22 protein-coding genes are annotated in these 26990 nt (G+C 61.1%); 6 read left to right on the top strand and 16 right to left on the bottom strand.

The features are described from left to right. Nucleotides 1-7 precede the first annotated feature (7 nt). The 11 genes from ACQ4W0_RS13420 to ACQ4W0_RS13370 form a co-directional block, all read right to left on the bottom strand. Nucleotides 8-1294, bottom strand: coding sequence for an O-acetylhomoserine aminocarboxypropyltransferase/cysteine synthase family protein (locus ACQ4W0_RS13420; protein ID WP_070259189.1), 1287 nt, complete (start codon nucleotides 1292-1294; stop codon nucleotides 8-10). A gap of 94 nt (nucleotides 1295-1388) precedes the next feature. Then, nucleotides 1389-2300: a carbohydrate kinase family protein gene (locus ACQ4W0_RS13415; RefSeq protein WP_436577166.1), complete on the bottom strand. Its 912-nt coding sequence runs from the start codon at nucleotides 2298-2300 to the stop codon at nucleotides 1389-1391. Next, complete coding sequence (locus tag ACQ4W0_RS13410; protein ID WP_436577165.1) at nucleotides 2297-3976, bottom strand: alpha-amylase family glycosyl hydrolase; 1680 nt, start codon at nucleotides 3974-3976, stop codon at nucleotides 2297-2299. The genes ACQ4W0_RS13415 and ACQ4W0_RS13410 overlap by 4 nt, the downstream gene beginning before the upstream one ends. Next, on the bottom strand, nucleotides 3934-4824 hold the full coding sequence (malG, locus tag ACQ4W0_RS13405; protein ID WP_353657849.1) for a maltose ABC transporter permease MalG: 891 nt from the start codon (nucleotides 4822-4824) through the stop codon (nucleotides 3934-3936). Before malG ends, ACQ4W0_RS13410 begins: the two co-directional genes overlap by 43 nt. A 10-nt stretch (nucleotides 4825-4834) precedes the next feature. Beyond that, entirely contained in the window at nucleotides 4835-6346 is a 1512-nt protein-coding gene (malF, locus tag ACQ4W0_RS13400) for a maltose ABC transporter permease MalF (RefSeq protein WP_436577164.1), read from the bottom strand. 176 nt (nucleotides 6347-6522) lie between these two features. Further along, nucleotides 6523-7743, bottom strand: coding sequence for a maltose/maltodextrin ABC transporter substrate-binding protein MalE (malE, locus tag ACQ4W0_RS13395; RefSeq protein ID WP_436577163.1), 1221 nt, complete (start codon nucleotides 7741-7743; stop codon nucleotides 6523-6525). 99 nt (nucleotides 7744-7842) lie between these two features. Further along, nucleotides 7843-8928 carry an ABC transporter ATP-binding protein gene (locus tag ACQ4W0_RS13390; RefSeq protein ID WP_436577162.1) on the bottom strand — a complete coding sequence of 362 codons (1086 nt, stop codon included), beginning with the start codon at nucleotides 8926-8928 and terminating at the stop codon, nucleotides 7843-7845. Nucleotides 8929-9012: 84 nt separating this feature from the next. Beyond that, nucleotides 9013-10650, bottom strand: a complete 1638-nt coding sequence (locus ACQ4W0_RS13385) for an alpha-amylase family glycosyl hydrolase (RefSeq protein ID WP_436577161.1) — start codon at nucleotides 10648-10650, stop codon at nucleotides 9013-9015. Nucleotides 10651-10889: 239 nt separating this feature from the next. After that, entirely contained in the window at nucleotides 10890-11900 is a 1011-nt protein-coding gene (locus ACQ4W0_RS13380) for a substrate-binding domain-containing protein (RefSeq protein ID WP_436577160.1), read from the bottom strand. Between the two features lie 352 nt (nucleotides 11901-12252). Continuing rightward, nucleotides 12253-13470 carry a maltoporin gene (locus tag ACQ4W0_RS13375; protein ID WP_436577159.1) on the bottom strand — a complete coding sequence of 406 codons (1218 nt, stop codon included), beginning with the start codon at nucleotides 13468-13470 and terminating at the stop codon, nucleotides 12253-12255. A gap of 208 nt (nucleotides 13471-13678) precedes the next feature. Next, nucleotides 13679-15220 carry an MFS transporter gene (locus tag ACQ4W0_RS13370; protein WP_436577158.1) on the bottom strand — a complete coding sequence of 514 codons (1542 nt, stop codon included), beginning with the start codon at nucleotides 15218-15220 and terminating at the stop codon, nucleotides 13679-13681. 134 nt (nucleotides 15221-15354) lie between these two features. On the opposite strand from ACQ4W0_RS13370, the gene ACQ4W0_RS13365 reads away from it, so the two are divergent. The 3 genes from ACQ4W0_RS13365 to ACQ4W0_RS13355 all read left to right on the top strand — a co-directional run bounded on the left by ACQ4W0_RS13365 (nucleotide 15355) and on the right by ACQ4W0_RS13355 (nucleotide 19456). After that, nucleotides 15355-16281, top strand: a complete 927-nt coding sequence (locus ACQ4W0_RS13365) for a LysR family transcriptional regulator (protein WP_436577157.1) — start codon at nucleotides 15355-15357, stop codon at nucleotides 16279-16281. A 312-nt stretch (nucleotides 16282-16593) separates the two neighbouring features. Further along, entirely contained in the window at nucleotides 16594-17715 is a 1122-nt protein-coding gene (locus ACQ4W0_RS13360; RefSeq protein ID WP_436577156.1) for a patatin-like phospholipase family protein, read from the top strand. Nucleotides 17716-17809: 94 nt separating this feature from the next. Next, nucleotides 17810-19456 (top strand): methyl-accepting chemotaxis protein, encoded by a 1647-nt coding sequence (locus ACQ4W0_RS13355; protein ID WP_436577155.1) that lies wholly within the window; start codon nucleotides 17810-17812, stop codon nucleotides 19454-19456. A gap of 276 nt (nucleotides 19457-19732) precedes the next feature. Here ACQ4W0_RS13355 and ACQ4W0_RS13350 read toward each other — a convergent pair whose 3' ends face one another. From ACQ4W0_RS13350 to ACQ4W0_RS13330, 5 genes are all read right to left on the bottom strand, one after another. Then, nucleotides 19733-20281: a GNAT family N-acetyltransferase gene (locus tag ACQ4W0_RS13350; protein ID WP_436577154.1), complete on the bottom strand. Its 549-nt coding sequence runs from the start codon at nucleotides 20279-20281 to the stop codon at nucleotides 19733-19735. Nucleotides 20282-20345: 64 nt separating this feature from the next. Next, on the bottom strand, nucleotides 20346-20609 hold the full coding sequence (locus ACQ4W0_RS13345) for a hypothetical protein (RefSeq protein ID WP_436577153.1): 264 nt from the start codon (nucleotides 20607-20609) through the stop codon (nucleotides 20346-20348). 613 nt (nucleotides 20610-21222) lie between these two features. Beyond that, the gene (locus ACQ4W0_RS13340; RefSeq protein ID WP_436577152.1) at nucleotides 21223-22464 is read right to left on the bottom strand and encodes a hypothetical protein; all 1242 of its coding nucleotides are present in this window, start codon (nucleotides 22462-22464) and stop codon (nucleotides 21223-21225) included. A 327-nt stretch (nucleotides 22465-22791) separates the two neighbouring features. Next, on the bottom strand, nucleotides 22792-23160 hold the full coding sequence (locus ACQ4W0_RS13335; protein ID WP_436577151.1) for a hypothetical protein: 369 nt from the start codon (nucleotides 23158-23160) through the stop codon (nucleotides 22792-22794). Nucleotides 23161-23227: 67 nt separating this feature from the next. Continuing rightward, entirely contained in the window at nucleotides 23228-23644 is a 417-nt protein-coding gene (locus tag ACQ4W0_RS13330; RefSeq protein ID WP_436577150.1) for a hypothetical protein, read from the bottom strand. 401 nt (nucleotides 23645-24045) lie between these two features. Between ACQ4W0_RS13330 and ACQ4W0_RS13325 the strand changes: the two genes are divergently transcribed. From ACQ4W0_RS13325 to ACQ4W0_RS13315, 3 genes are all read left to right on the top strand, one after another. Continuing rightward, the gene (locus tag ACQ4W0_RS13325) at nucleotides 24046-24513 is read left to right on the top strand and encodes an SRPBCC family protein (RefSeq protein ID WP_436577149.1); all 468 of its coding nucleotides are present in this window, start codon (nucleotides 24046-24048) and stop codon (nucleotides 24511-24513) included. 153 nt (nucleotides 24514-24666) lie between these two features. Beyond that, nucleotides 24667-25557, top strand: coding sequence for a creatininase family protein (locus ACQ4W0_RS13320; RefSeq protein ID WP_436577148.1), 891 nt, complete (start codon nucleotides 24667-24669; stop codon nucleotides 25555-25557). A gap of 75 nt (nucleotides 25558-25632) precedes the next feature. Beyond that, complete coding sequence (locus tag ACQ4W0_RS13315; protein ID WP_436577147.1) at nucleotides 25633-26904, top strand: YncE family protein; 1272 nt, start codon at nucleotides 25633-25635, stop codon at nucleotides 26902-26904. The last annotated feature ends 86 nt before the right edge of the window (nucleotides 26905-26990 follow it).

Raw genomic sequence — 26990 nt, 5'->3', positions numbered from 1 at the left:
GCTTGCATCAGGCCGCGTTCAAGGCCTGTTCCAGGTCTTCGCGCAAGTCATCGATATGCTCGATGCCCACGGACAGGCGCAGCATGTCTTCGGACACGCCGGCCTTGGCCAGTTCTTCGGGATTGAGCTGGCGGTGCGTGGTGGACGCCGGGTGGGTGGCCAGCGACTTGGCGTCGCCGATGTTGACCAGGCGCGTAAACAGCTGCAGGGCGTCGAGCACGCGGGCGCCGGCCGCGCGCGGATCTTCGCCAGCGGCCAGCTTCAGGCCGAACGACAGGATGCCCGAGGCGCGGCCATTCATGTATTTTTTCACCAGCGCGTGGTCCGGATGGTCTTCCAGGCCCGCGTAATTGACCCACGCGACTTTTGGATGCTGCTTCAGGTGCCTGGCCAGGGCCAGGGTGTTGTCGCAGATGCGGTCCATGCGCAGGGCCAGGGTCTCGATGCCCTGGATCAGCTGGAAGGCGCTCAGGGGCGAGATGGCCGCGCCCATGTTGCGCAGCGGGACGACTCTAGCGCGGCCGATGAAGGCGGCGGGGCCGAACGCTTCCGTGTAGACGACGCCGTGATACGACACGTCCGGCTCGTTCAAGCGCTTGAAGCGCTCCTTGTGTTCGGCCCACGGGAACTTGCCGCTGTCGACGATGGCGCCGCCCACGGTGGTGCCGTGGCCGCCCAGGTATTTGGTCAGCGAATGGACGACGATGTCGGCGCCATGCTCGATGGGACGGAACAGGTATGGGCTGGGCACCGTGTTATCGACGATCAGCGGGATGCCGTGCGCATGTGCGATCTCGGCCAGTTTCGCCACGTCCGTCACATTGCCCAGCGGGTTGCCGATCGATTCGCAGAAGATGGCCTTGGTGCGCGCATCGATCAGGGCGGCGAAGGTCTCGGGCTGGCGCGCGTCGGCGAAGCGCACTTCGATGCCGATCTGCGGCAGGGTGTGGGCAAACAGGTTGTAGGTGCCGCCATACAGCTGGCTGGCAGAGATGAAATTATCGCCCGCTTCGGCGATCGTCTGGATCGCGTAAGTGATCGCCGCCATGCCCGACGCCACGGCCAGCGCGGCCACGCCGCCTTCCAGCGCCGCGACCCGCTTTTCCAGCACATCCTGCGTGGGGTTCATGATGCGCGTGTAGATATTGCCGGCCACTTTCAGGTCGAACAGGTCGGCGCCATGCTGGGCATTGTCGAAGGCGTAGGCTACCGTCTGGTAGATGGGGACGGCGGCGGCCTTGGTGGTCGGGTCGGGGGTGTAGCCGGCGTGCACGGCCAGGGTTTCGATTCTCATGTGGTCTCCGGTTCGAATGGTCTGCGATGGTGAAATCCGCAGCCATTGTGCCATGCGCCCGTTAGCTCGATGCTACGCTTGATAGAATATTAAGTCATAAGCTAGTGCTGTCTTGATATAAGTCATGCAGCTGTGACAGCGCGATGAAACGTTCATGCGTGCCATGCTGGGCGCAGGCAAATGCGCCGCCGATGGCGCCGCGGCGCATGGCGGCGTCGATGCCCGCGCCATCCAGCCATGCCTGCAGGAAGGCGGCGACGAAGGAGTCGCCCGCGCCATTCGTGTCCACCACGGGCAAGTCCAGCTGCGCGCACGGATAGTGGCGTACGGACGCGCTGCGCCGTTCCAGCATATACGCGCCGTGCGCGCCGGCCATGGCCACCACGGCTTGCGCGCGACCTTGCTCCACGATGGCGCGCATGACGGATTCCGTGCGCTCGCCCAGCGCGGCCGTGCTAAGGAACACCAGGTCGGCGCGCAAGGCAAAGACCTGGTGGTGCGGGTTGACGCCATCCCAGTCGTGCAAATCGGTCGACACCGTGGTGCCGCACGCCAGCGCATCGTCGAATAGCTCGGCCACCCAGCCCATGATGGAAAAGTGCGCATGGCGCGCCGGGCCCAGGTAGGGCAGGTAGAAGTTGGGCGGCATGCGCACGTCTTCCGGGTGGCGGCCGTCGTACAGCGACAGCCTGCGCCCTTGCGGGTCGACCAGGTTGACGCTGCGCCGCGTGCCCGATGGCTCGACGAGGTGTGAAAAATCGAGTTTGGCTTCCTTGTAGCGCTGCAGGATGGCCGCGCCTTGCGCATCGTCGCCGATGAAGTCGAGGAACTTGCAGCGCAAGCCCAGCGCGTGGCAACCCAGCGCCACGCCATTGCCCGTGTGCGCCACGTAATCGCGGATGGGCGGCACGTGCAGCGAATCGGCCACGGGCAGTTGCAGGTCGGGAACGCGCACTATCGTGTCGATGCCGGCGCCGCCGACCACTAGAATGTCATAGGTACTCATGGTGCAGTGTTCTCCAGCAGGACGGTGCCGGCCGCGTTCACGGCGACGGCGCCATTGTTGACGATGTAGTTTAGATTGGTGTAGGCGTCGCGCAGCTTGGTGCCGTCGGTGAAGACGCCGTGCACCTTCAGCGCGATAGCGCCCTGTGCCTCCGGCACGGCGATGACGGCATCGCCATCCATCACGCGAGCAAACGCATACGGCTGTTCATGGATGAATCTATGCTCGCCGCGCGCCAGGGCAGGGTGGCGCAAACGGAACTGGCCCAGCTTGCGCGCATGCGCGAGGGTGGCCGCGTCGAGCGAAGTCCAGTTCATGTCGGAGCGCGTAGCCTGCTGTTCATCGCCGGCGGGCGCTGCGCCAGGCTGGCGCGCGCTTTCATCGCCGTAAAACAGCTGCACGCCGCCCGGCGCCAGCAGCAGGGCACTCAAGCCGTGTTTCAGCTGGTCGCGCGGGAACAGGCTGGTGTCGTGCGACGAGATATACGACAGGATGTCATAGCTGGGGCCCGGGCCCTTGCCCAGCAAGCCCGCGTACTGGCGGTACACGCCATCGATGCTTTTCCAGTCGCCGGCCGCGCGGTTTTGAAAGTCGAAATTGATCATCGAATCGAAACCCGCATCAAACCAGCTGCTGCGCTCGGGGCCGTGGCCCCACGCTTCGCCCGTCATCCAGAACGGCGCATCGTCGATTTTCTGTTCAGGATGGCGCGTTTTCCAATCCTTCAAGGCGTCGCTGGCGGCCGCGCGCAGGGCCAGCCAGCTGGCCGGCTCCACGTGCTTGACGGTGTCGGCCCTGAAACCGTCGACGCCGAATTCGCGCACCCAGTCGGCCAGCCAGTGGACCAGGTAAGCGCGCACGCTGGCATCGGGCAGGGCCACGGCGCGGGTGTCCATTTTGCGCTGCAGTATGGGCGGCAAGCCCACGGCCTTGCTGCTTTCCGTGCGGAAGTCGGGCAAGTAGGCCAGCTGCATGGTGAAATCATCCTTGCCGCCGTCAGGGTAGCCGGGCAAGCCCGCGCGCACCCAGTCCGGCCCCCACCACTGCTTGAATTCGAAGTTGTTGTAGTCGATAAAGCTGTGATAATCGCGCAAGCCGGCCTTTTCATGGCCCGGCCACAGCACGGGCACCTTGTATTCGGCCAGGGTACGCAAGTCCGCGTAGCCGGGATGGTTCAGCACCACGTCGAACAGCACGCGGATGCCTTGCGCGTGGGCCGCGTTGATCATCTCGCGCAATTCTTCGCGCGTGCCCATGTTGGCGTCCATGGTGGTGTAGTCGAGCGCCCAGTAGCCGTGGTAGGCGTAGTGCTGGAATTGTTGCTTGCCGCCCACTACCCAGCCGTGTATCTGCTCGTACGGCGCCGTGATCCACAGGGCGTTGACGCCCAGCTCCGTGAAGTAGCCGGCTTTCAGTTGCTGCGTGATGCCAGCGATGTCGCCGCCGTGAAAACTGCCCACGTCGCCGCCTTGCGGGTCGGCGGCGCGACCATAACTGTGGTCGTTGCCGGGATTGCCGTTGGCGTAACGGTCCGTCACGGCAAAGTAGACGATGGGATTTTCAGCGAAGCTCCCTGCCTGCGCCGAAGCGCACAGGAGCAGGGCGGCCAGCGTAGTCAGGGGGCTGCGCATGGTCAGCCCTTCACGCCGCCAGCCGTCAGGCCGGAGATCATCCATTTTTGTGCCAGCAGGAATACGGCCGTGATGGGCAAGCCGGACAAAATGGCTGCCGCGGCGAAGTCGCCCCACAGGTATTTTTGCTCGTACAGGAACAGTTTCGAGCCGACGGCCAGGGTCAGGTTATTCTGTTCATGCAGCAGCACGGAGGCGATCGGGTATTCGATGATGGCGCCGATGAAGGACAACAAAAACACCACCATCAAAATGGGCACCGTCATCGGCAGCAGCACGTAGATGAACGCCTGCCACTGCGTGGCGCCGTCGACCTTGGCCGCCTCCTCGATTTCGACGGGGATGGTTTGATAATAGCCCTTGATGGTCCAGATATGCAGGGCGATGCCGCCCGTGTAGGCCAGCACCAGGCTGCCGTGGTGGTCGATGCCCAGCCACGGCACGTAGCTGCCCAGCACATCGAAGATGGCATAGATGGCCACCAGGGCCAGCACGGCGGGGAACATCTGCAGCAGCATCAGCGCGGACAGGGTTTGCGACTTGAAGCGGAACTGCATGCGCGCGAATGCATACGCGCAGGTGGTCGACAGCAGCACGGTGACGGTGGCGCTCATGCTGGCCACTTTGATGGAATTCCACAGCCACAGCAGCACGGGAAAGTCCGGCTCGACCAGGGTACCGTTGGGCGCCTGGTAAGACATGCCCAGCGCCAATCGCCAGTGCTCAAAGCTGATCTCGGGCGGTATCAAACTGCCCGAGGCGAAGTTGCCGGGGCGCAGGGAGATCGACAAAATCATCAGGAAGGGAAACATCACCAGCGCGATCAGCGCGATCACGGCGACATGGGCCGCCAGAATGCGCCAGCGGTTGGAACGGTCGACAACGATAGCCATGGCCAGTCCTTTATGCTTTGTTCATGCGCGTCAGGCGCATGTTGACCAGCGAAATCGCGGCCACGAGGAAGAAGATCAGGGTCGAGATGGCGGCGGCCAGGCCAAAGTTCTGGCCGGAATCCTCGAACGCGATGCGGTAGGTGTAGGACACGAGCAAGTCCGTCGTGCCGGCCGGCAGCGTTGTGTCGAGGAAATCGGGACGCCCGCCCGTCAGCAAGCTGATCAGTACAAAATTGTTGAAATTAAAACCCAGGCTGGCCACCATCAGCGGCGTGAGCGGCTTGATGATCAACGGCAAAGTGATCTTGAAGAAATTCGTCAGCGGTCCCGCGCCGGCCAGGGCCGAGGCTTCGTACAGGTCCGACGGGATTGCCTTGATCAAGCCCATGCACACCACCATCATGTAGGGGTAGCCCAGCCAGGTGTTGACTATCAGGATCATGGCCTTGGCCAGGGTGGTGTCCGAGAACCAGGCGGGCTTGATGCCGAACAGGGCGTCGAGCACCAGGTTGATCTCGCCAAAGTTGTTATTGAACAAGCCCTTGAAGACGAGGATGGAAATGAAACCCGGCACGGCGTACGGCAGGAACAGCAGGGTGCGGTACAGGCCACGGAAGCGCAGCGCATCCCAGTTCAGCAGCACGGCCAGCACCATGCCCAGGCCCGTCGTGGTGGCCACGCTGATCAGGGCGAAAACGATGGTCCAGACAAAAATGCGCAGGAAAGGGCCGCGGAACGCTTCATCGGAGAAAATTTTCACGAAGTTGGCGAAGCCCACATTGACCTTGAAGCCCGGCTCCAGCTTCGTGCCATCCGGCATTTCATAAAAGCCCGTCTTGAAGTTCGGTTTGACCAATTCGCCCGTGGCGATCTTCTTCAGGGTTTGGTCGGGCAATTGCTTGTAGACATGCGCGACGGGGCCGAATTCGCGCAAGCCCACCATGCGCAGCTCGATCTTGTTCGGCAGCACGAGGGTGAGCAGCTTCAAATCCTTTTGCAGGGCGATGATGTCCTTGATGGGCAGCGGCGGGGCCAGCACGGGCGATTGCACGGGGTCCAGCGGCGCCACCTCCACCGTCAGTGGCACGGCGCGCTTCAGGGCCAGCGGCTGCGTCAGCAGCACTTCACCCGTGTCCGGGCTTTCCAGGCGCAAGCGGTATTCCTTGTTGTCGGCATGCACGGTCATGGCATAGCCGGCGCTTTCCACGCGCTGCGTCTCGTCGAGCAGGTATTGCGTGGCCCGCTCGTAGGTGAGCAGGTTGCGCGAACTGAAATTGGTAAAGCCGATCGACACCGTGTACACCATCGGCAGCAGCACGAAGACGATTACCGCCGTGATGCCGGGAAACAGATAACGGTAGGCATAGGCGCGCGGCGACGTGAAGACAAACGTCGTCAAGGTCAGCAAGCCGAGGAAAACGGCGGCCAGCATGGTCTTGCCGGAAATGTACAACATGAAGAGCAGATACAGACCCAGCGCCATGCTGATGGTCAATACCGTAGGGCCGATAAACTTGCGCACGATGGGATACCTGTGAAAATGAAGCGCTGTAAGGATGGTGCGGGAACGATGTTGGCGTGTTGATGGCTGAACCCGTTGAACGGCCGGGGTCGGACCCTGAGGGTCCGACCCCGGATGTCGTTTGGGGTTTAGGGTTGATTCATGTTGAAAGCATCAACCAAGCCAACGATAATTTCTTAATTCGCCGTCGTAATCCGCTTCGCCGCCGCGTCCAGGCCATCCTTGGTGGTCTGGCGGCCTTGCGTGATGTTTTCCAGCGCAGATTGCATCGACGACCAGAAACGGCCCATTTCCGGATTGTTCGGCATCGGACGGCCCGCTTGCGCGCTTTCCATCGTGGCCTGGATGTTCGGATTGGCTTTCAATTCCGCGAACAGCACCTTGTTCGCTGGCGTGCCCAGCGGAACGTCGGCGTTGATGGTTTTCAGGCCATTGAGCTGCAGCATCTGGTTTTCCAGGAATTCCGTGGCCAGGTCCTTGTTCGGGCTGGCTTTTGAAATCATCGCGCCCAGCACGCCCACGAATGGGGTGGCCGTCTTGCCTGCCACGGTAGGAATCGTTGCCACGCCGAAATTGATCTTCGATTTGCGCGCGTTGTCCCACGACCATGGGCCGTTGATCATCATGGCGATCTTGCCCTGGTTGAAGCCCGCTTCCATTTCTGCGTAGCCGGCGCCCTTCGGCATGGCGCCGCTGTTGATCAGGGTCATCAGCGCATTCACGCCCGCTTGCGAACCGGCATTGTTGACGCCCGTCTTGGCCGCATCATAGCGGCCATCGGCCTTGACTTCAAACGGGAAGCCGCCGCCCGCGCCCAGCAAAGGCCACGTGAAATAGGTATTCGTGTAATCCCACAGGATGGCTTTCTTGCCTTGCGCCGACAATTTTTTGTCCAGTGCGGCGATTTCCTCGAAGGTTTTTGGCGGGTTCGGCACCAGGTCCTTGTTGTAGACGAGGGCGACGGCTTCGATGGAGATCGGGTAGCCCCAGGTCTTGCCGCCCACCGTGAAGGCGTTCCATGCCAGCGGCAGGATGGCGGCGCGTGCTTCCTTGCTTGGCGTTAATGGTTGCAGCAAGCCTGCATCGATCCAGGTGCCGATGCGGTCATGCGGCCAGATCCAGATGTCCGGGCCCTTGCCGGCGGCCGCTGCCTGCTGGAATTTGTTCGGCGCATCTTCCGGGTGCTCGACGACGACCTTGATGCCCGTCTTCTTGGTGAATTCCTCGCCGACCTTGGCCAGGCCCTTGTAGCCCTTGTCGCCATTGATCCAGATCAACAGGGTGCCTGCTTCGGCCGCGTTCGCCATGCTGACGGCGGCCAGGTTGCCGATACCGGCCAGGGCGGCGGCGATCAGGGTGGTTTTGATGAAGCTGCGTTTCGGGTGCGTGAAGGACATGTCAATCTCCAGTGTCTTTTTTTATGTGAAGTATCAAGGCTGAAACGATGCAACCGGGCCAGGCGGCGCCTGTAGCGCCTGGCCCCTTAAAGCCGGGGTTCAGGTACGGGTCTGGCCGTGCTCGTCGAATACGTGGACGCGGGCGGGCGCCACCTGCAGCGCCACGGACTGGCCAATGGCCCAGTCCGTATCCGCATCGGCGCGCACCACCAGCGGCTCGTCGCCGCCCGGTACCTGCACATACAGATAGCTGATGTCGCCCAGTTTTTCCACCGCCTGCACGGTGGCCGTGATGGCGGCCGTGGCGCCGGGCGCGCACGCTTGCACGTGCTCGGGGCGCGCGCCGATGGTGACGGGGGTGCCGCTGGCCAGCGGCTGCTGGAGTGCTGCCTGCAGCATGCCGCCCGCGTTGGTGGCGATGGTGGCCACGCCGTCGGCATAGCTGTGGATATTGCCTTTGAGGAAGTTCATGCGGGGCGAACCGAGGAAGCCGGCCACGAACAGGTTGGCGGGGTGGTGGTACAGCTCCAGCGGCGCGCCCACTTGTTCGATGCGGCCTGCGTTGAGCACGACGATGCGGTCGGCCAGGGTCATCGCTTCGACCTGGTCATGCGTGACGTAAATCATGGTCGAGCGCAATTCGCGGTGCAGATTCGCCAGTTCGATGCGCATCTGCACGCGTAGCGAGGCGTCGAGATTGGACAGCGGTTCGTCGAACAGGAAGACGTCCGGCTTGCGCACGATGGCGCGGCCGATGGCCACGCGCTGGCGCTGGCCGCCCGACAAGTCTTTCGGTTTGCGTTCGAGTAAAGGTTCGATGCGCAGGATCTGCGCGGCACGCTGCACGGCGTCGGCGATTTGTACTTTACTCATGCCAGCCAGTTTCAGGCCAAACGCCATGTTTTGCGCCACGCTCATGTGCGGGTACAGGGCGTAGCTCTGGAACACCATGGCGATGCCGCGCTTGGCGGGTGGCACGTCGTTCATGCGCGTCTTGCCGATGAACAAGTCGCCGCCGCTGATTTCTTCCAGGCCACAAATGCTGCGCAGCAGGGTGGACTTGCCGCAACCGGACGGGCCCACGAAGACCATGAATTCGCCATCGGCGATCTCCAGGTCGATGCCGTGCAGGGTTTGCACGTCGCCATATGCCTTCTTCAGCCCTGCTAATTTCAGTCCTGCCATGTCGTCCTCGTTCTCTCAATTTGGCCCCGCTGATGCGCGGGGCTCGTTATTGTAATTGGCGGCATGGCCGCCAAAGCCTGCGATTTACGCCAGGGTGCCGAACCAGCCGCCGTGCGGGGGCAGGGTGATCTGGCTGCCTTGCTTGTCGCCCGGCAAGCCGTGACCAGCCAGGGCGGTCGCTGCTGCTGCGGCCGGCAAGTCAAACGTGACCGTTTCCGTGCCCAGGTTGAAGGCGGCCAGCACGGACGGTTGGCCGGGCAGGTCGCGGCGCAGGGCCAGCACGGGTTCCGGCGCATCGAAGAAAACGATGTCGCCGCGCAGCAATTGCGGCAAGGTGCGGCGCCAGGCGAGGATGTTCTGCGCAAAGCGCAGCGGCGAGGCGCTATCGTGTTCTTCGACGTCAACGGCGCGCGCCAGATGTTCCGGAGGCACGGGCAACCACGGCGTGGCATTGCTGAAGCCGCCGTGCGGCGCTTCGGCCACCCACGGCATCGGCGTGCGGCAGCCATCGCGGCCCTTGAACTGGGGCCAGAACGGGATGCCGTACGGATCTTGCAGTGCCTCGAAAGGAATGTCCGCTTCCGTCAGGGCCAGTTCGTCGCCCTGGTACAAGCACGGCGTGCCTTTCAGTGCGGCCTGCACGGCCAGCACCACCTTGGCCAAGGAGGGCGACGGATTGTCTCCGCCCCAGCGCGTCATGACGCGCACGCTGTCGTGGTTGCCCACGGACCAGGAAGCCCAGCCGTCGGCAACCTGGGCTTCGAAATCTTCCACTTGCGTGCGGATGTGCGCGGCCGAAAACTCCGCCGTCAGCAAATTGAAACTGTAAGCCATGTGCAGCTTGTCGGCGCCCGTGTAGGCGGCCATGGTGGCCAGCGCATTGTCGTCGCCCACTTCACCGATGGAAATGGCTTGATATTCGTCAAGCACGGCGCGCACGCGCTGCAGGTAAGCGATGTTTTCCGGCTGCGTCTTGTCGTACACGTGCGCCTGCATGCCGTACGGGTTGATGGCCGACACGCTGCTCGCATCGCGCTGCGCGGCTGGCGGATTGTCGCGCAGCAGCTGGTCGTGATACGGGAAATTGCAGGAATCGAAACGGAAACCGTCGACGCCCCGTTCCAACCAGAAACGCAGGTTGTCCAGCTGGGCCTGCTGCACGGCAGGATTGTGGAAGTTCAGGTCGGGCTGGCTGGCGAGGAAATCGTGCAGGTAGTACTGGCCGCGGCGCGGCTCCCATTGCCAAGCGGAACCGCCAAATACGGACAGCCAGTTGTTTGGCGCCGTGCCGTCCGGTTTCTGGTCGGCCCATACATACCAGTCGGCTTTGGCATTGTCGCGGCTGGAGCGGCTTTCCACGAACCACGGGTGGAGGTCAGACGAGTGCGACAGCACCTGGTCGATCATTACTTTCAAGCCCAGTGCATGGGCGCGCGCCACCAGGCGGTCGAAATCGGCCAGGCTGCCAAACATGGGGTCGACGTCGCAGAAGTCGGCCACGTCGTAGCCGAAGTCTTTCATCGGCGACGTGAAGAAGGGCGAGATCCAGACGATGTCGGCGCCCAGGGCGGCGATGTAATCGAGCTTTGAGGTAATGCCGGGCAAGTCGCCGATGCCGTCGCCATTGCTGTCGAGGAAGCTGCGTGGATAGACCTGGTAGATGACGGCGCTGCGCCACCAGTCGGCGGGCAGGTGGGCGAGATTGTTCTGGATGGTCGGCATGAATGACTTCTTAAAAGTTGCCTGTAGCCTTGGCTATCAGGGCAGCGCTGCTGGTTGGTAGGCGAACGTCTTATTTTAAAATTCAAAGCGCTTTGGGTATGAAATGAGTATAATTCAAAGCGCTTTGAAAAGTAAAGCGATACACGCACCAGACATACGATTTTTTTATGAGGGTAATTCAGGACAATGAAGTGGTACCGCTGGCCAGCTGGCCGGCGGTGTCGCGAATGCGGGATTGGCTAGTTCGGCACGGGGCCGGCCGACTCGCCCGGCAGCAGTTCACACGGCCACAGTTCCTGCAGCTCGGTGACGGGCGTGCCATCCATCAGGGCCAGCAGCATGTGGATCATCTTCGCGCCGGCGCCGCGCGGGTCCGGCTGGACGACGGTGGTGACGTTGTGGCCGGCCAGGGAATCTTCCATCACGCCCCAGACGATCAGCGACATTTCGCTGCCGATGGCGATGCCTGCGTCGAGCAGGGCGCGCACGGCGCCCACGCCCGACATGTGATTGTCGACGATGACGGCGGTGGGGCGGGGCGCGCGGGCCAGCAGGCGCTGCATGGCCTGGTAGCCGGCGCGGCGGTCGTGCGCGTTGTCGACCAGGTTGTCCGGGTCGACGGCGAGGCCGCCCGCCTGCATGGCGTGCTGGAAACTCTCGACGCGCTGGCGCACGAAGTTCAGGTCCGGTGTGGCGCTGATCAGGCCGATGCGCTGGTGGCCCAGCTGCGCCAGGCGCTCGACGGCCAGGCGCATGCCCGCCTCGTTGTCGTAGTCGAACCACGCGTGCGGCTGGTTCAGCTGCGTGCGGCCATGCGCGACAAAGGGCATGCCCTGCTGCGCCAGGTAGGCGATGCGCTCGTCAAACGGTTTGGTCCGTCCGACCACCAGCCCGTCGATGCGGCGTCCCTTGACCATGCGTTCATACGTGTGGAATTCGTTGCCGGCCGACGCGGGGGCGATCATCATGTCCATCTGCTGCGCTTCCAGCGCTTCCGACATGCCGCCCACGATTTCGATGAACATGGGGTCGGCCAGGTCGTTCGGCATCAGCGGGTAGATGATGCCGACGATATTCGTGCGCCCCACGGCCAGGCTGCGCGCCAAGGGATTGGGGCGGTAGCCGGCCGCCTGCGCGGCGGCCAGCACCCGTTCGCGCGTGCGTTCACTCACTTCCGGATAGCCATTCAAGGCGCGGCTGACGGTGGTTTCGGATATTCCTAGCGTTTTGGCGAGATTTTTGAGGTTCATGGATGCTGCAGTCGGGGTCTATCCTGGGTGGGTCTTGCCGCTGCCGGCATCCTGCCGGTAAGCGGTGCGGGGCAGTGCAATGCGATTAGGGGTAGTTTATCTGATAAATGCCGGAATGATCAGGGTCATGACAAGCGGCGGCAGCGCCCAAAAAAATACGCGGGCAAACCCAGGGGCGCCCGCGCTAAAAGAGGATACTGCTGAATCACTACATTGAAGCTGCCGGCCATCGCGTGCAGCGGCGAAATGGTGGGTCCGGGTACTGCCTGCCCCTGGATGAGCGGGCGGTGTTGCTGCCAGCGACCGGCACCCGGAGGTGCCAGCCAGTGTACTAATTAAGAGCGTCTCGTTCTTACCACCAGGATTCCACCTGGAAACCCATCGAACTGCCATTGGTCTTGCCACCAAACACGCCCGTCGACGACAGCGCCGATTCTGCGGCGGCGGCCGATTGGGCTGCCTTGTTCCATTTGGCGTAGGTGTAGAAGGCGCGCAGCACGGGGCGCGACCAGAAGCTGTTGCCGGCGGACAGTTGCGGGGCAAATGTCAGCTTGGTCAGGTTGCGGCTTTCGCCGCCTTCCGGCTTGACGATGTCGTGGCCCAGTTCCACGGCCAGGCTGTAGTTGTCCGTGAAGTGGTAGACGGGACGCGCGCCGATCGAGGTCCATTTGCTGCTGACGCCGGCCGTTTGCTTGTCTTCATAGACGAAGGTGCCCATGCCCGACCAGGCACCTTTGGGCTGGATCATGATTTGTTCCGTCAGGCGCGTGACCTTGTCATCCTTGTCGGCGCCCAGGCTGAAGCCGCCCGTGTTGGCGGCGCTACCTTTGCCAAACTGCAATGCCACCTTGTTGAAGCCGCCCAGCAGATTGCCTTGCGTATGCATGATGGTCAGCAAGTGGCCGCTGGCGATGGGAGCCGCGCCTTGCGCATTGCGTTTCTGATTGAATTGCAGGCCCAGCGTCAGTTCGCCGTCCGGGTTGACCTTGATGCCCGAGAAACGCAGGTCGTGGGACAAGCCCATGCGCTTGCTGTCCGTGTCGTCGGCCGTGCGCACGATGGCGTAGGCCAGCTTGGCTGCGCCCAGGTCGATGTTTTCCAGGCCGGCACCGGGGCCGCTGTTATTCCAGAAGTAGTAATCGGTGATGTGCACGTCCTGGCGGTCGTAGTAGCGCTTGCCCACCCACGCGCGCGCTTCGGCGAAGGCGCCCGAGCCGATCTTGTCGGCCACTACGTTCATTTCGCGCCACGACGGGTCCGATTGTTCCCAGTCCTGGTTCTGGTTGACGGAGAACGCCACCAGGGTGTTGATGCGGAAAGTGGTGCCGTTGGCTGCCTTGAAGGCTTCGCCGCCGAATTTCAGTTCGCCGTAGGTTTCGCACTCATTGCCCAGACGATACTTGGACGAGGCGCCGGCCAGACCGAAACAGGCTTCCTTGCCGCCTTCGCTGCTGGTGCCGAAGCCCGAGCGGATATAGCCGCCGAAGTCGATCGGCAGGGCGGCCTGGGCCGACGCGCTCAAGGCCATCAGCACTGCCGCTGGCAACGCTTTCAAGAAAAATTTGTTCATTGTGTCTCCAGTGTTTTTATAGGTGTGGGATCGGCGCGCATCACTTCGCACAACCAAAGCGCTTTAACTATGTTTCAAAGCGCTTTGAGTATAGTTCAAAGCGCTTTGATCAGTAAACTAGTTTTATTCTTGGAAGTTTTTTAGGTGTTGCGGAGAAACATCAGGATGGGGGCGACGCGTGGGCGCCGCCGTGTATGGCAAGAGGAAATCAGGATGGAGTGTCGCAGGCGGGCAGGGCGGCCGTGCTCGTTGCCGCAGCGGCCGGATGACGCAGGAATGCCAGAATCAGCAGGGCCGAGGCCGTCGTGATACCCGCCAGCACATATAGCAAGTGGCGGAAAGCCGCGCCATAGACTTGCGCCAGTTCGGCGGCGCCAGCCTGCGGTAGCAGGGTAGCTGCATGGCGCAGCTGGCCCAGCGCCAGGAAGGGACCGGCGTGCGCCGCCTGTTCCGCGCCGATGCCGGCAATGCCACTGCCGCCCAGCGCAGTGACAGTAAGCGTGCCCAGCAGCGCGCTGACGATGGCCAGCGCCAGGCCTTCGCCCGCCACGCGCGTCGTGTTGAAAATGCCGGCCGCCATGCCGGCCCGTTCGACGGGCACGACGCTGATGGCCAGGCCATCCATCAAGCCCCAGGGCAGGCTGATGCCGCAGCCGATCAGCAGCAGCGGTCCCAGCAAGCTGGCGGGCGACTGTCCCGGCGCACAGGCGGAGAGCCACAGCAAGCCGCCCGCCGCCAGCAGCAGGCCGCTGGCGCAAATGTGCGCGGGGGCAATGCGCTGCGCCGCCATGCCGGCCAGGACAGGCAGCACCAGCATGGGCGCCGACAGGGCGATCATCATGCGTCCCGCCTCCAGCGCGCTGTAGCCTTCGATGCCGATGAAGCGGGCCGGCAGCAACACCAGCAGCACGACAAAGGAAAACGCGGGCGCGGCCGCCAGCAGTTGCACGCCGGCAAAGGCGGGCAGGCGGAACAGCGACAAGTCCAGCATGGGTCGCGCGGCGCGCCGCTCCGCGCGGATGAACGCGGCCAGCAGCAAGGCCGCGCCACCCAGCAGCCCCAGGCTGGCGGCGCTGCCCCAACCACTATCGGGCGCCTGCAGCAAACCATAGGTAAACAAGGAGAGAGCGCCGGTAAACGTCAGGGCGCCGGGCCAGTCCACGCCTTGCGCCTGCGGGTCGCGCGATTCGCGCATGGCGCGCGCGGCGGCCAGCAGGGCGGTCAGACCGGCGGCAGCCGTGGCAACAAAAATGGCGCGCCAGCCCGTGTGGGTGATCAATGTGCCTGCCAGGAAGGGGCCGAAGGCCAGGCCCACGCCGAAGGCTGTGCCGATCAGGCTGAAGGCGCGCGCGCGGGCCGGGCCGTCGAATTCCTGCGCCAGGGCCGCCAGTCCGCTCGACAGGGCCATGGCGCAACCGAGGCCCTGGACGGCGCGCAGCACATCGAGCCACAGGATGCCGGGTGCGGCCGACAGTGCCAGTGCGGCGGCGGAAAACACACCCATGCCCAGCAAGAACACGCGCTTGCGGCCGTAGCGGTCGGCCAGCGCGCCGGCCACCATCAGGCAACCGCCAAAGCTGAGCATGAAGGCATTCGTGATCCACGCCAGCGCCAGCGGCGTGCCGTGCAGGTCGGCGGCGATGGCGGGGATGGCAATGGCGGGGCCCGTAAAACTGAGCGGCATGCACAGCGCGGCCAGGCAGACAGCGGCCAGCACGAAGGCGCGCCGGGCCGGGGAGGCAGGCTTCATACGGTGATTTGTATCCATGGGAAACGATTCCAGAAAGAGGGAATCTGATGATAATATGGACGCAATCAATGAAAAAGTGGCTGAAAATCCTCTCATAACGGACAAATATTCCCTAATTGGAATGGCGAGATGGCATGGATAATCTGAACGGCATCGCTGCCTTCGTGCGCGCGGCGGAAATGCGCAGTTACGTGGCCGCGGGGCGGCTGCTCGGCGTGTCGGCCTCGGCCGTGGGCAAGAGCGTGGCGCGGCTGGAAGAAAAGCTGGGCGTGCGCCTGCTGAACCGCAGCACGCGGCGCATCAGCCTGAGCAACGAGGGCGCGCTGTTCTATGAGCGCTGCCAGCGCATCCTGGCCGACCTCGGTGATGCCGAGGCGGAACTGTCGCACTTGGCCGAGGCGCCACGCGGCAAGCTCAAGGTCAGCCTGCCCGTGATCGGCTACCGCATCATCCTGCCCCTGCTGGCGGACTTTACGCGCCAGTACCCGGAGATCGAACTCGACCTCGATTTCAACGACCGCCTGGTCGACGTGGTGGCCGAAGGCGTCGACGTGGCCGTGCGCAGCGGCACCCTGACGGATTCGCGCCTGATGGCGCGCGAGCTGGGGCCGTTTGCCTTTGCCATCGTCGGTGCGCCCGAGTATTTTTCCCGGCATGGCGTGCCGGCCACGCCGCGCGCGCTGGAGGAGCACGCCTGCGTGCGCTATAAATTCCCCACCACGGGCAAATTGCAGGAATGGACGTTGCAGCGCGCCGAGGGAGACAGCGGCAGCGAACTGCGCTTGCCAACGGCCTTGACCTGCAACAATATCGAAGCGCTGATCGGCGCCGCCACGCAGGGGGTGGGCCTCGCTTACCTGCCCGACTTTATCGTGCGCGACGCCATCGCGCGCGGCGAACTGCAGGCTGTGCTGGCCGAGTACCTGCTGTACTCGAGCAAGTTCTGGGTGCTGTGGCCGTCGAGCCGTCATCTGTCGCCCAAAATTCGCGTCTTTGTTGACCATTTGTGTACCCACCTGCACTTTTCCTCGCCCCTTCCTGATCCTGTATCGCTGCGCTGACCTCCTGGCCGCCGCACTGGCGGCTGGTTGCGGAATATTCCTACCCCCAAGAGATTATTCCTAACGCTGCCGAATTTATATTTGCTGCGCCGCATCACGCGATGCCGCGCAGCATCAGCTTATGGCCTTCCTGAATACCGGTTATGCGTTAATTAAATTGCCATGAAGAATTTATTTATGTTAATTTCATATCTGTTTCTGCAACATTGCATCGGCGTGACGGTTGCGGGAACATGTGCAGGATTAGGCGCACCAAGCGTGTAGTAACCAACAATTAAGGGGTGGTAACCCCGTTCCGTTCAGGGAGTGTGCATGAAGACAGTGATGACGACGCCGCCGAATCCGGTGCCAGCTGCGACAGCGAAACCGGCCCGAAAAACGGGTTTGTTGCTGGGTGGCGGTGCACCAAATTCCACCCTGATTGCCGGCGCCCTGGCCGCTTTTCTCGACGAGGGCATCGAGTTCGACGTCATTTCCGCCTCTGGCGCCGGCGTGTTGATGGGCTTGCTTTACACGACGCCGCACGAGGCCACGCCGCGCCAGGCCTTGCAAAGCTGGGCCGACACGGGTGTGGCCGACAGCATCTACAAGATGATTCCGATCAACTACAAGGTGTTCCAGAAGCCGGGCATGCATGCGAGCACCTTTCGGGACGCTTTCCAGCCGCCGGCCAACAATCCTTTTTTCCAGGCGTTCCAGCAAACGTTTGCGGGCGTGCCCACGGCCTGGTCGGACTGGGGCAAACTGATGGTGTCGTCGCTGTCGCCATCGGACCTGTCGGCGAAAAGCCTGGGCCTGTGCGCGCACTTGCCTTTCCTGGAAAAGGCCGTGGATTTCTCGGGCGTGGCACGCATGCGCCCCGATTTCTATATCAATGCCTACAACCTCAGCGAGCACCGCATGCAAATCTGGGGCAAGCACGAGATCGAAGCTATCCATGTGCGCGCGGCCCTGTCGTTTCCCTTCCTGTATGCACCCACGACCATCGCCGGCGACGACTACATCGAAGGCGCGGCGCTCGATACGCTCAATTTCGAGCCATTTATCGAAGGCAAGGGCGAGCACCATGACGCCGACACTCTGGTCATCCTCGACATCCTGGGCGACGAGCGTTTGCTGCGCAAGCCGCGCAACCTGTACGACGCCTGGGTGCGCTCCATCATCACGCCGCTGGTGAAAATTTCCAAGAGCGAACTGCGCCTGTTCGAGCTCGAACACAACACGGACGCGCGCACGGGCCAGCCCAAGCGGCGTTTGCTGAAACTCGACCTGATGGGCGGCATCCCGGAGCAGCACTGGCCCGACACCCTGGACTGGTCCAGCTCGAACATGCAGCTGCTGTTCGACGTGGGTCACAAGGCGGGCCTGGCGTTTTGCCACCAGCATGGCGACTTGCTGCGCCGCACGCCCGACGCTTCCCCGCTGGCGGCGTAAAGCCGAGCCGCGCGCTTCCCGACCCCGGCCACCCGATCGGCAGCTATTTATCCTGCCTGGCCTCGCCAGGCTGCTTTTTTGACTGTGAAACACCATGAATATCACGAAGCAATTAATTCTGACCCTCACCATCGCCTTGCTGGCCCTGCTATTGCTGGGCGCCGGCGGCGCCATCCAGCTGCAGCGTGCCCAGGAGCGTTTCGACATCGTGCAAAACCGCATCATTCCCAGCATCCAGGGCTTGAATGCGGCCAAGGGCTTCCTGGCCGATTCGCGCCTGGCCGGTTACCGCCTGTCCGTGTTCTCGAACCTGGCCGACAAGACGGCGCTGGACAAGGCCGTGGCCGACGCCAACACGAATTTCGACAAGGTCATCGCCACTTACCGCGCCGAGCGGCTGTACGACGCGACGGACAGCAAGATGCTCGACGCCGACCAGGCCGCCATGGAAGCCTACCGCCGCGCGCTGGTGCCATTCTTTGCCGCCGCCTACGCGGGCGACATGGATGGCGTGCGCGCCACCTTGCTGGCGGGCACGCCACTGGCCATCACGGCTGCCGCCGCGAAAAAGAGCATGGATGACCATATCGCCTACAACAACAAGCTGGTCGATGACGTGAAGGCCGAAAGCCTGGCCGCCTACGACACGGCGTTCGAGACCATGCTGGCGGTGCTGGGCGTGGCCGTGCTGCTGACGGGCGCCTTGGCCTGGCATATCTACCGCACCATCAGCGGCGGCCTGGGCGATATCGAACATACCTTGGAGCGCGTCAGCGCCTCGCTGGACCTGTCCGCCGCCATGCCCGTCGAGCGCATGGATGAAGTGGGCCGCACGGCCACCGCCTTCAACAAGTTTCTGGAACGCATAGTCGACGTGATCGCCACCGTGCGCACGTCGGCCGATACGGTCAGCGTGGCGGCCGCGCAGATTTCCGCCGGCAATGCGGACCTGTCCGTGCGCACCGAGCAGCAGGCGTCATCGCTGGAAGAAACGGCCTCCAGCCTGGAAGAGCTGACCTCGGCCGTGCGCCAGAATACGGACAATGCGCGCCAGGCGAACTCGCTGGCCGTGTCCGCCTCGGACGTGGCCCGCAAGGGCGGCGCCGTGGTGGCGCAAGTGGTGGGCACGATGGGTTCCATCAATGAGTCGGCGAAGAAGATCGCCGATATTATCGGTGTGATCGACGGCATTGCCTTTCAAACCAACATTTTGGCGCTGAATGCGGCCGTGGAAGCGGCGCGCGCGGGCGAGCAGGGCCGTGGCTTCGCCGTGGTGGCCACCGAGGTGCGCAACCTGGCGCAGCGCTCGGCGGCGGCGGCCAAGGAAATCAAGGGCTTGATCGAGGATTCCGTCGACAAGGTCAATACGGGCAGCGCGCTGGTCGACCAGGCGGGCGCGACGATGGAAGAAATCGTCGCCAGCATCCGCCGCGTGACGGACATCATGGGCGACATCGCCAACGCCAGCCACGAGCAAAGCGCCGGTATCGAGCAGGTGAACCAGGCCATTTCGCAAATGGACCAGGTGACCCAGCAAAACGCGGCCCTGGTGGAAGAAGCCGCCGCCGCCGCATCCTCGCTGCAAGACCGTGCCGTGGAACTGGTCGACGTGGTGGCCGTGTTCCGCCTGCGTGGCGATACCCAGGCAAAAGCGTTGAAAGTGGCGGGCGGCTTGCCGGCCCCAGCTACACCTGCCGCCAGCCGGCGCCTGGCGCTGCCCGGCCGCAGCGCCCGCGGTTAAACCATATGATTGCCCCGGTACGTCGGGGTTTCTCTTTGGTGCTGGCGTCGTCTGATGGGAGCGTTGAGTTCTGCGCCTATGCCGAGTGTTGTTCGGGCTGTTAGGGCGGAAGGGAAGGTGGGAGGCGCCGTCCGGTTCCGCAGCAGTCAGGGTGTCAGCCTGACTTCCGGGCGCGTGAGTCCGCTTTCGCCCCAAAGCAGTCGTTGCAAAATAGACGGAGTGTGGCTTGGTTGTCCTGAGCTATAGTCCACAAAAAGGTTGATCGCCCGGCAAATTTCAGCGAGATGCCTCGTTGATCAATGACGTAAGTATGTGATCTTTCCAGTAACCATCAATATTTAGATAGGAACGAGCGTGCCCCTCTTGCTCGAAACCGAGACGTTGTAGAAGGTGATGACTACGTTTGTTTTCCGGACGGTAGTTCGCCATCACCCGGTGTAGCGCGAGCTCGCTAAATACGTAGCCGATTGCGCATTGCAGTGCTTCGTACATTAGTCCTTTGCCCTGGAATCCTTGGCAAATCGAGAAGCCGAGGTGACAGGCTTGAAACGGTCCACGCACAATATTCGTAAACCCGCACTCCCCAATGATACGTTCAGAGCCAGGCGCCCTAAGCAACAGATGCAGAGCGTGCTGCTCCAGCATATTCTTGTTCATCGCAGAAATGCGTGCATACATTGCTTCGACTGTGTAATAGCTCTCTTCTCTCTTTGGTTCCCAAGGCTGAAAGTTCAGTCTATTCCTCTGGTAATAGTCCAGCATCTCCTTAGCGTTGTCTTGTCCAGGTGAAATCAAAATCAAGCGGCTGGTTTTTAAGGGAATCATAGCGAAGTGCATATTTGTGAATATTTTAATTCAGTGGCCGTCGGCTTCTGGCCGAAGTTGGCCGTCATTCCTCACATTCGTCGAGCAAAAGCAAGCGCTGCACTTCTTCGTCACTAGGCTGCCAGTCAGCGCCACGTTCCTCGTAAATCTTTACTAGGCCCAGTAGAGTCAATGGGTCGTCAGCGACAAAAATACAAATATCATCTTCTGCTTGATATTGTTGTTCAGCCGACTTGTCTCGAGTCACCGCATAGCCAAGTTTTTGCAAGATTCCCAACGCAGGAGCGAGCGTGTTTCCAGCGGCTGCAATTCGAATTTTATGTTGCATTTCAATGATTCCATCATCAGTACAGATACATTCCGTGCCAAGGGCCGTCCGCTCTTGGCCGACTGATGTCGTCACGAGGCTATTTTAAATGGTCATCAAAACCCAGTGCACGTGTCAATTTTGGAAGTTTAGCCCACAGAATAGCGAGAATCACTAACCCAGTTGGAAGGCCAACATACAGTAGAGCACCTTCCTCAGAAACCTTGAAAAAATACCTGGTCAATCCAGCAGCTAGTAAACCCCAGAAAAGAAACGCTACAACCAAACAAGAAACAATTGTCACCCACTTCCTAAACCACTCAAAGCGGCGCTGGCGAGGCGAATGGAGTTCATATCTTTCCATCTCATAAGTCCCGTAAAATTTCCTACTTTCAACTTCTCGTAGTACAAGGCGCATCAACTTTTTTAGCAAGTCGAACGGCTGGTTTTGGCCGAACCCGGCCGACGGCGTTCAGGATAGCGGTTTGCCCATCTGTAAAACGCACTAATTCTCACTCTAGGCTGGCGCCGCCCTGAAGCGAAAGGGCCGCATTTCCGTGCACGCGTGGCCGTTTCGCAGCGGGGAATCAGTTTAATTGAAAAATTGCAATTATTGAAATACCCTCCACCTCTTCTACGGTGTCACGAGCTGCGCAGAAGCGCTGCCTTCGGGGATAATCAGGGCAAAGTCGTAGCCGTTGATCAGGTTGAACATTTCAATGTCGCCCCCCGCCAGTTTGCGCGAGCCTGGCCGCAGTGACCGCAGGTCAAATAGAGACCAACTGCCGTCGGTGGCGCCTGCACTGGCCAGCAGTTTGAAGGCCGAGCTGTCAAGTTCGATTTGTGCCGGCTGATATGGCTTGCCCGCTCCCGCGAATCTCAGTTGCGTACCCTTCGCCGCCAGCACGATCAGGTGCAGCGAGGTATGGCCCTGGCCTTCGGCGCGTTCAGCCAGAAAGTTGCCAATGTCACGATTATTGAGTGGATTAATACCCTTGTATGCGTGATTTGCGCCGACCTTGACCACCAGCTTTTGCTCTTGCATGCCGAGCCGGGTTTCCAGGGTCCGCTTTAACAGCGTCAAACGTAAGCGGTTGGATAGGTCACGATCGCCGGGCACTTGCGAGGCGCTTTTCTGATAGATGGTGCGGGTGGCCAGCAATGCATCGAGCAGGCCTAGCGCGGTTTGCTCTTTGGGGCCGGCAAGTAGCAGGCGCAACGAGGTCAGTTCCTCGGTTGAGGCCGACAGCATAAAGTACTCGAAGGGATTGCCGGTGGCTGCCGCCTTTTGAGCCGCGACAGCTTCCATTTGACGCAAGGCTTCCAGCTTCGCGCGGGCGGCCGGATTAACCGGCTGGGCCAGCATCAGGGTGATCAGGTATTTGGACGCACCCACGAATTCCTGATCGATGCCCCAGTGCTCGAAGCGCGGTCCTGCGGCCAGGGCAAAGCCGGCGAGCATCTCTGCTTCCTGGCGCATGGTATAGAAAGCAACGGAGTCCGGATAGGTGGCGTCGAATCTGGCGATAGCAGCAACCGCGTCGGCGCCCTTGAGGATCCCTTCGAGCGCGCTCGTCACGGCTGGACCATTTTCAGTTACCAAGGTCGTGAAGCCGGCAGGGGGCAAGGCATTGAAGTAGGCGGATGAGAACTGGGCGATCTCGGCGACACCGTGATCCTCGCCGAGGAGGACGTACTGCGCCTGGCGCGAAGCCTGCAGCAGCAGTGCCGCACCGGGTCCCGATAAGGTGCCTTTGTCAAGGGTAATAGCGAGCCGGCTAGCTGTGAGTTTTTCAAGGACGGCGGTATCGGCGACGGCCGAATCGGCGAAGCCGAGCGTCAGGGTGGCGGCAAGGAAGGCGAGACGGAAGAACATAGTAGTGTGGGCCGATCAGGGCGGTCAGTGAATGAGTCAACAGTTTAAACTGTCGCTGGCAACGTCAGCTTCTGGCCGAAGCTGGCCGTTAGACAAAAGATAGCATGTTTCCAGCTGGAAAATCGAGAGTCGTCCACGAGCGGCGGGAATCGACTCAACGTAGACGCCTGAGTAGGAAAGAAGCACTCCGCCCGTTACGTCACCCCAAAAAGGCTCATCAGCGAAACACCGATGGAGTATTTGTGTATCCAGAGTGAAAGAGCGATGACGCTCACGAAAATTGCAATTGATCCAGCAATCATTGATTTTTTTATCATTGGTTCATGGCTAATTGAAAAGCATCTGGGTGCGCCTCGAAGGGCCGCTCTTGCCGGTTGCCGCTGTTGGCAGGTAAGGCATAGCGCTCACTTTATGATATATGAACCTGCAGTACGAGATCACTGCGGCCTTTTCTGCCATCCATAGATCAATCAGGGCATCCCAGCGATCCTCCATCCAGATGCACACTGTTGTATCCCAGGATTCCTTGGGTGACACTGGGGCAACCCCAGGTACACCAATGCTCGGACGATAGTCATGACGTACGAATGCATCAACGATGTGTGCTAGCACCGGACGCCAATCTGCTGGGATTTGCACTTCATTTTCAGCATCTTTTGTTATCGGGGCTTCCCTGTGACCGTCGTGTATCTTCATTCCAAAATCCTTGAAAAGGAAAATCTAGCGTGCCTGCTGAACATCCGCTCCTGGTCTAACTCGGCCTTTAATCAAAGACAATTCGTTGCCCCACCTCGAATGCATTCTCATGGCAATAAAACAGGATAAGCGGCGTGTCGTTCGAATAGACCATCGCATCGTCACGTGCAGGAATAAAAATATCCGACCAATTTTCGACCAGGAACACACTGTTGCATAAGAAGCTTTCGTCTTCTCCAAACACCACGACGACCTGCTGAGTTGCCGGCATACGGGTACGTAACCACCTGGTTGCGATTTCCACATCATTGCCGAATGCGAGCCGCTCGATGGAGGCAACGGTGTTAAGGTCCAGGCCGAGATGCGTCTTCGAATCATGAAGGCGCACTAAATCATAGGCACGGCGAGCACCCTCGGCATCAAGCCAGACAATATCCGCAGTGTGATGCTTTAGCTCAGCAATCCGCCAATGTGTTGCGTTCATAGTCTCTCCAAATCCAAGGCGCTCATGGCCGGCATTTTTAGGGCAGCATCGTGCCCAGGCGTGACATACATGCACGGTCACTTGCATACCGATTAAGCCTGGCTTAAAACAAGGCTGTCGTCATGACCAGATTCTGTTTGCGACAAGTATAAGCAGAATCTAATTATATTTATAAGATAAAAAAACAGTGTATCCTGCAATCCCGGCAAGTATATTTTTTGTCGACGCAAAGGAAAAGCCGCAGTGTTTGTTTCTGCTGGCGGAGTATCTTTTTGATTGGCGCAATTATCATGGATATTTTGCATGATAAATGCTATGCCACTGACCAATACCCAGGCACTGCGCGATGCCGGATAGCAGGCGCAGTTACTTTTATCAAAATGATAGGGAGATCCCCCAAATTGGCGCATATCGAAGAAAGCATCCACATTGCAGTACCGCCCACGGTCATCGATCAAATCTGGAGCGAGGTTGACCGATGGCACCTGTGGGATCCGGATACAAAGCAAGCCCGGCTCAATGGGCCATTCGCAGCTGGAACACAGGGCAGAATAGTTCCCAACAAAGGGATGGGTATTCCGATGGTGGTGACCGAGCGCACCGCAGGCCGCTCGTTCACCGTCGAAGGCTATATCCCCCTGTTTCGTATCCATTTCGAGCACACAGTTACGGCTGTAGACGGCGGATCGGAAGTCGCTCACCGCGTGTGGTTCACCGGAGCGCTTGCCTTTCTGTTCGGGCCAGGCGTTGCCAAACAAGTCCGGCAAGGGCTTCCCAAAACGATGCGCTCACTCAAGGCCTATGCCGAGAAGCGCAACGCGACTCTCCATGATGGCGAGGTGGGCGAGGCTAACGCGACAACAGCCTGACAGATAGTTTCCCCTCGTCAATTCCTTGCAAAGTACCGTGCCAAATTAACGTGCCGTTCCCGTCATGATGGAATACAATTCCTGCGTGGCAGCCAGCTTGCCTGGCAAGGCCGGGCACGGCGTCACGCTTTGACCTTGGAAAGATGTTTGCTTATGACTCTGCAGTTCCCCCTGCCGAATGTACCCCTGGCGCCGCGCGTGCCCTCCATTCTGTCCAAGCCATTCGGCTCGCTGTTTTCCCTGACCCTGTTCTGTTTGATTCCTGCGGCGTCCGCTATGGCGGCCACGCCTGCCAGCAGCAGCGTCATGCTGGAAGAGCTGACCAGCACGGAGTTGCGCAGCCGCATAGACCACGGCGCAACGACCGTGCTGGTGCCGATCGGCGGCGTCGAGCAGAGCGGGCCGTATATCGCGCTGGGCAAGCACAATGTGCGCGCCGGCCTGCTGGCGCGGCAGATCGCGCAAAAGCTGGGCAACACCATCGTTGCCCCCGTCGTTTCCTACGTGCCGGAAGGCGCGATTTCCCCACCGGCCGGCCACATGCGCTTTGCCGGCACCATCTCGATACCGCCGGCCGCCTTCGAAGCGGTGCTGGAAGGGACGGCCGCCAGCCTGCGCCAGCATGGTTTTCGCGACATCATTTTCCTAGGAGATCACGGTGGTTACCAGAAGAACGAGCAAAATGTGGCTAACAAGCTCAATCGTGCCTGGGGTAAAACCGCCGCTGGCAAGGAAGCGCGTGCGTATGCCTTGCTCGACTACTATGACATTACGCAATCGCAATATATTGTTGAATTGCAGAAGCGCGGCTACAGCAGCGCCGAGATCGGCCTGCATGCGGGCATGGCGGACGCGGCGCTGATGCTGGCGACGGACCCGTCGCTGGTACGCAGCGAAGCCATGGCCCATGGACCCAAGCCCGGCATGGCGGACGGCGTGCGCGGCGACGCCACGCGTGCCACGGCTGAATTGGGCCAGATTGGTATCAAGTTGCAGGTGGACACCTCGGTGGCCGCCATCAAGCAACTGCTGCAACGCAAGTAAATACTGGACTGATTCGATATCCCGCTGGAAGTGCTTAACTTCCGGCTTTTTTGCAACGAAAAGACGCGAAATTACATGAAAAAAACTCAACGACGCACCATCGTCACCTTGTCCGCCCTGGCTGCCGCACTGGCAGGCCTCGGTGTGGCCAGCCAGGTCACCGGCGCCAGCACAGCGGCCCCCGCCGCCGCAGCGCCAGCTGCCGCCTATTCTCCGCTGCCGGGCATGCCGCCGCTGGTGGACCCGAAAAACGTGTACGGCAGCATCGCCAGCAGCAATATGAGTCCCGTCGTCAAGGATCATTTGCGCCGTGTCTACGTGCCCAACCTGCGCTCGAACGATGTCTACGTGATCGATCAGGACAGCCTGAAGGTGGTCGACAAGTTCAAGGTCGGCAGCGGCCCGCAGCACGTGGTGCCGTCGTGGGACTTGCGCACCCTGTGGGTGGCGAACAATGCCGAACGCACGGACAAGGGCAGTCTGACGCCGATCGACCCTTTGAGCGGCAAGCCGGGCAAGGAAGTGCCCGTCGATGATCCCTACAATATGTACTTCACGCCGGATGGCAAGTCGGCCATCGTCGTGGCCGAAGCGCGCCACCGCCTCGATTTCCGCGATCCGAAGACCATGGCGGTGCAGTATTCGATCGACACGCCCCAGTGCGGCGGCATCAACCATGCGGATTTCTCGAATGACGGCCGCTACGCCATGTTCACCTGCGAGTTCGACGGCACCATCGCCAAGATCGACCTGGTGGGGCGCAAGGTCGACGGCTACCTGAAATTGCAGATGCCGGCCAAGCGCTTTGCCGAGTCCGGCCCCGTGGGCGGCCCGGCAAATGAAATCTGCAGCGTCAAGAAGGGCATGCCGCAAGACATACGCATCTCGCCGGACGGCAAGAAATTCTATATCGCCGACATGGACGCGGACGGCGTGCACATCGTCGATGGCGCCACCCTGAAGGAAATCGGCTTCATCCAGACGGGCGTGGGCGCGCACGGCCTGTACCCGAGCCGCGATGGCAAGAAACTGTACGTGGCCAACCGTGGCACGCACCGCATCCACGGCAAGCGCAACGGCAAGGGCAGCGTCAGCGTGATTGATTTCGCCACTGAAAAAGTGGTGTCGCAGTGGCCGATTCCCGGCGGCGGCAGCCCCGACATGGGCAATGTATCGGCCGATGGCAAATACCTGTGGCTGTCCGGCCGTTTCGACGATGTGGTGTATCGCATCGATACGAACAGCGGCGACGTGTCCAAGGTGAAAGTCGGCCAGGAACCGCATGGCCTCACCGTATGGCCGCAGCCTGGCCGTTATTCGCTGGGCCATACGGGCAACCTGCGCTAGGCGAGGCAGGTGCACGGTCATCAATCCTGGGCTCCTACGCGGGCATATTCCGCCCGCGCAGGAGCTGTAGTTTTGCTTGCTTAAAA

Source organism: Janthinobacterium breve, assembly GCF_051380895.1.
In the GTDB taxonomy this organism is placed as follows: domain Bacteria; phylum Pseudomonadota; class Gammaproteobacteria; order Burkholderiales; family Burkholderiaceae_D; genus Janthinobacterium.
Note: the sequence above shows the minus strand (reverse complement) of the source record. Positions and strands in the feature narration are given on the sequence as shown.

Bases quoted from the DNA above. Each gene is read 5' to 3' on its own strand.
- ACQ4W0_RS13320 (WP_436577148.1), top strand. From the start codon at position 24,667: ATGACTCTGCAGTTCCCCCTGCCGAATGTACCCCTGGCGCCGCGCGTG.
- ACQ4W0_RS13315 (WP_436577147.1), top strand. From the start codon at position 25,633: ATGAAAAAAACTCAACGACGCACCATCGTCACCTTGTCCGCCCTGGCT.
- ACQ4W0_RS13390 (WP_436577162.1), bottom strand. From the start codon at position 8,928: ATGGCAGGACTGAAATTAGCAGGGCTGAAGAAGGCATATGGCGACGTG.
- ACQ4W0_RS13360 (WP_436577156.1), top strand. From the start codon at position 16,594: ATGAAGACAGTGATGACGACGCCGCCGAATCCGGTGCCAGCTGCGACA.
- malG (WP_353657849.1), bottom strand. From the start codon at position 4,824: ATGGCTATCGTTGTCGACCGTTCCAACCGCTGGCGCATTCTGGCGGCC.
- ACQ4W0_RS13365 (WP_436577157.1), top strand. From the start codon at position 15,355: ATGGATAATCTGAACGGCATCGCTGCCTTCGTGCGCGCGGCGGAAATG.
- ACQ4W0_RS13335 (WP_436577151.1), bottom strand. From the start codon at position 23,160: ATGAAGATACACGACGGTCACAGGGAAGCCCCGATAACAAAAGATGCT.
- ACQ4W0_RS13375 (WP_436577159.1), bottom strand. From the start codon at position 13,470: ATGAACAAATTTTTCTTGAAAGCGTTGCCAGCGGCAGTGCTGATGGCC.
- ACQ4W0_RS13410 (WP_436577165.1), bottom strand. From the start codon at position 3,976: ATGGATGATCTCCGGCCTGACGGCTGGCGGCGTGAAGGGCTGACCATG.
- ACQ4W0_RS13420 (WP_070259189.1), bottom strand. From the start codon at position 1,294: ATGAGAATCGAAACCCTGGCCGTGCACGCCGGCTACACCCCCGACCCG.
- ACQ4W0_RS13355 (WP_436577155.1), top strand. From the start codon at position 17,810: ATGAATATCACGAAGCAATTAATTCTGACCCTCACCATCGCCTTGCTG.
- ACQ4W0_RS13350 (WP_436577154.1), bottom strand. From the start codon at position 20,281: ATGATTCCCTTAAAAACCAGCCGCTTGATTTTGATTTCACCTGGACAA.
- ACQ4W0_RS13385 (WP_436577161.1), bottom strand. From the start codon at position 10,650: ATGCCGACCATCCAGAACAATCTCGCCCACCTGCCCGCCGACTGGTGG.
- ACQ4W0_RS13345 (WP_436577153.1), bottom strand. From the start codon at position 20,609: ATGCAACATAAAATTCGAATTGCAGCCGCTGGAAACACGCTCGCTCCT.
- ACQ4W0_RS13370 (WP_436577158.1), bottom strand. From the start codon at position 15,220: ATGAAGCCTGCCTCCCCGGCCCGGCGCGCCTTCGTGCTGGCCGCTGTC.
- ACQ4W0_RS13415 (WP_436577166.1), bottom strand. From the start codon at position 2,300: ATGAGTACCTATGACATTCTAGTGGTCGGCGGCGCCGGCATCGACACG.
- ACQ4W0_RS13330 (WP_436577150.1), bottom strand. From the start codon at position 23,644: ATGAACGCAACACATTGGCGGATTGCTGAGCTAAAGCATCACACTGCG.
- ACQ4W0_RS13340 (WP_436577152.1), bottom strand. From the start codon at position 22,464: ATGTTCTTCCGTCTCGCCTTCCTTGCCGCCACCCTGACGCTCGGCTTC.
- malE (WP_436577163.1), bottom strand. From the start codon at position 7,743: ATGTCCTTCACGCACCCGAAACGCAGCTTCATCAAAACCACCCTGATC.
- ACQ4W0_RS13380 (WP_436577160.1), bottom strand. From the start codon at position 11,900: ATGAACCTCAAAAATCTCGCCAAAACGCTAGGAATATCCGAAACCACC.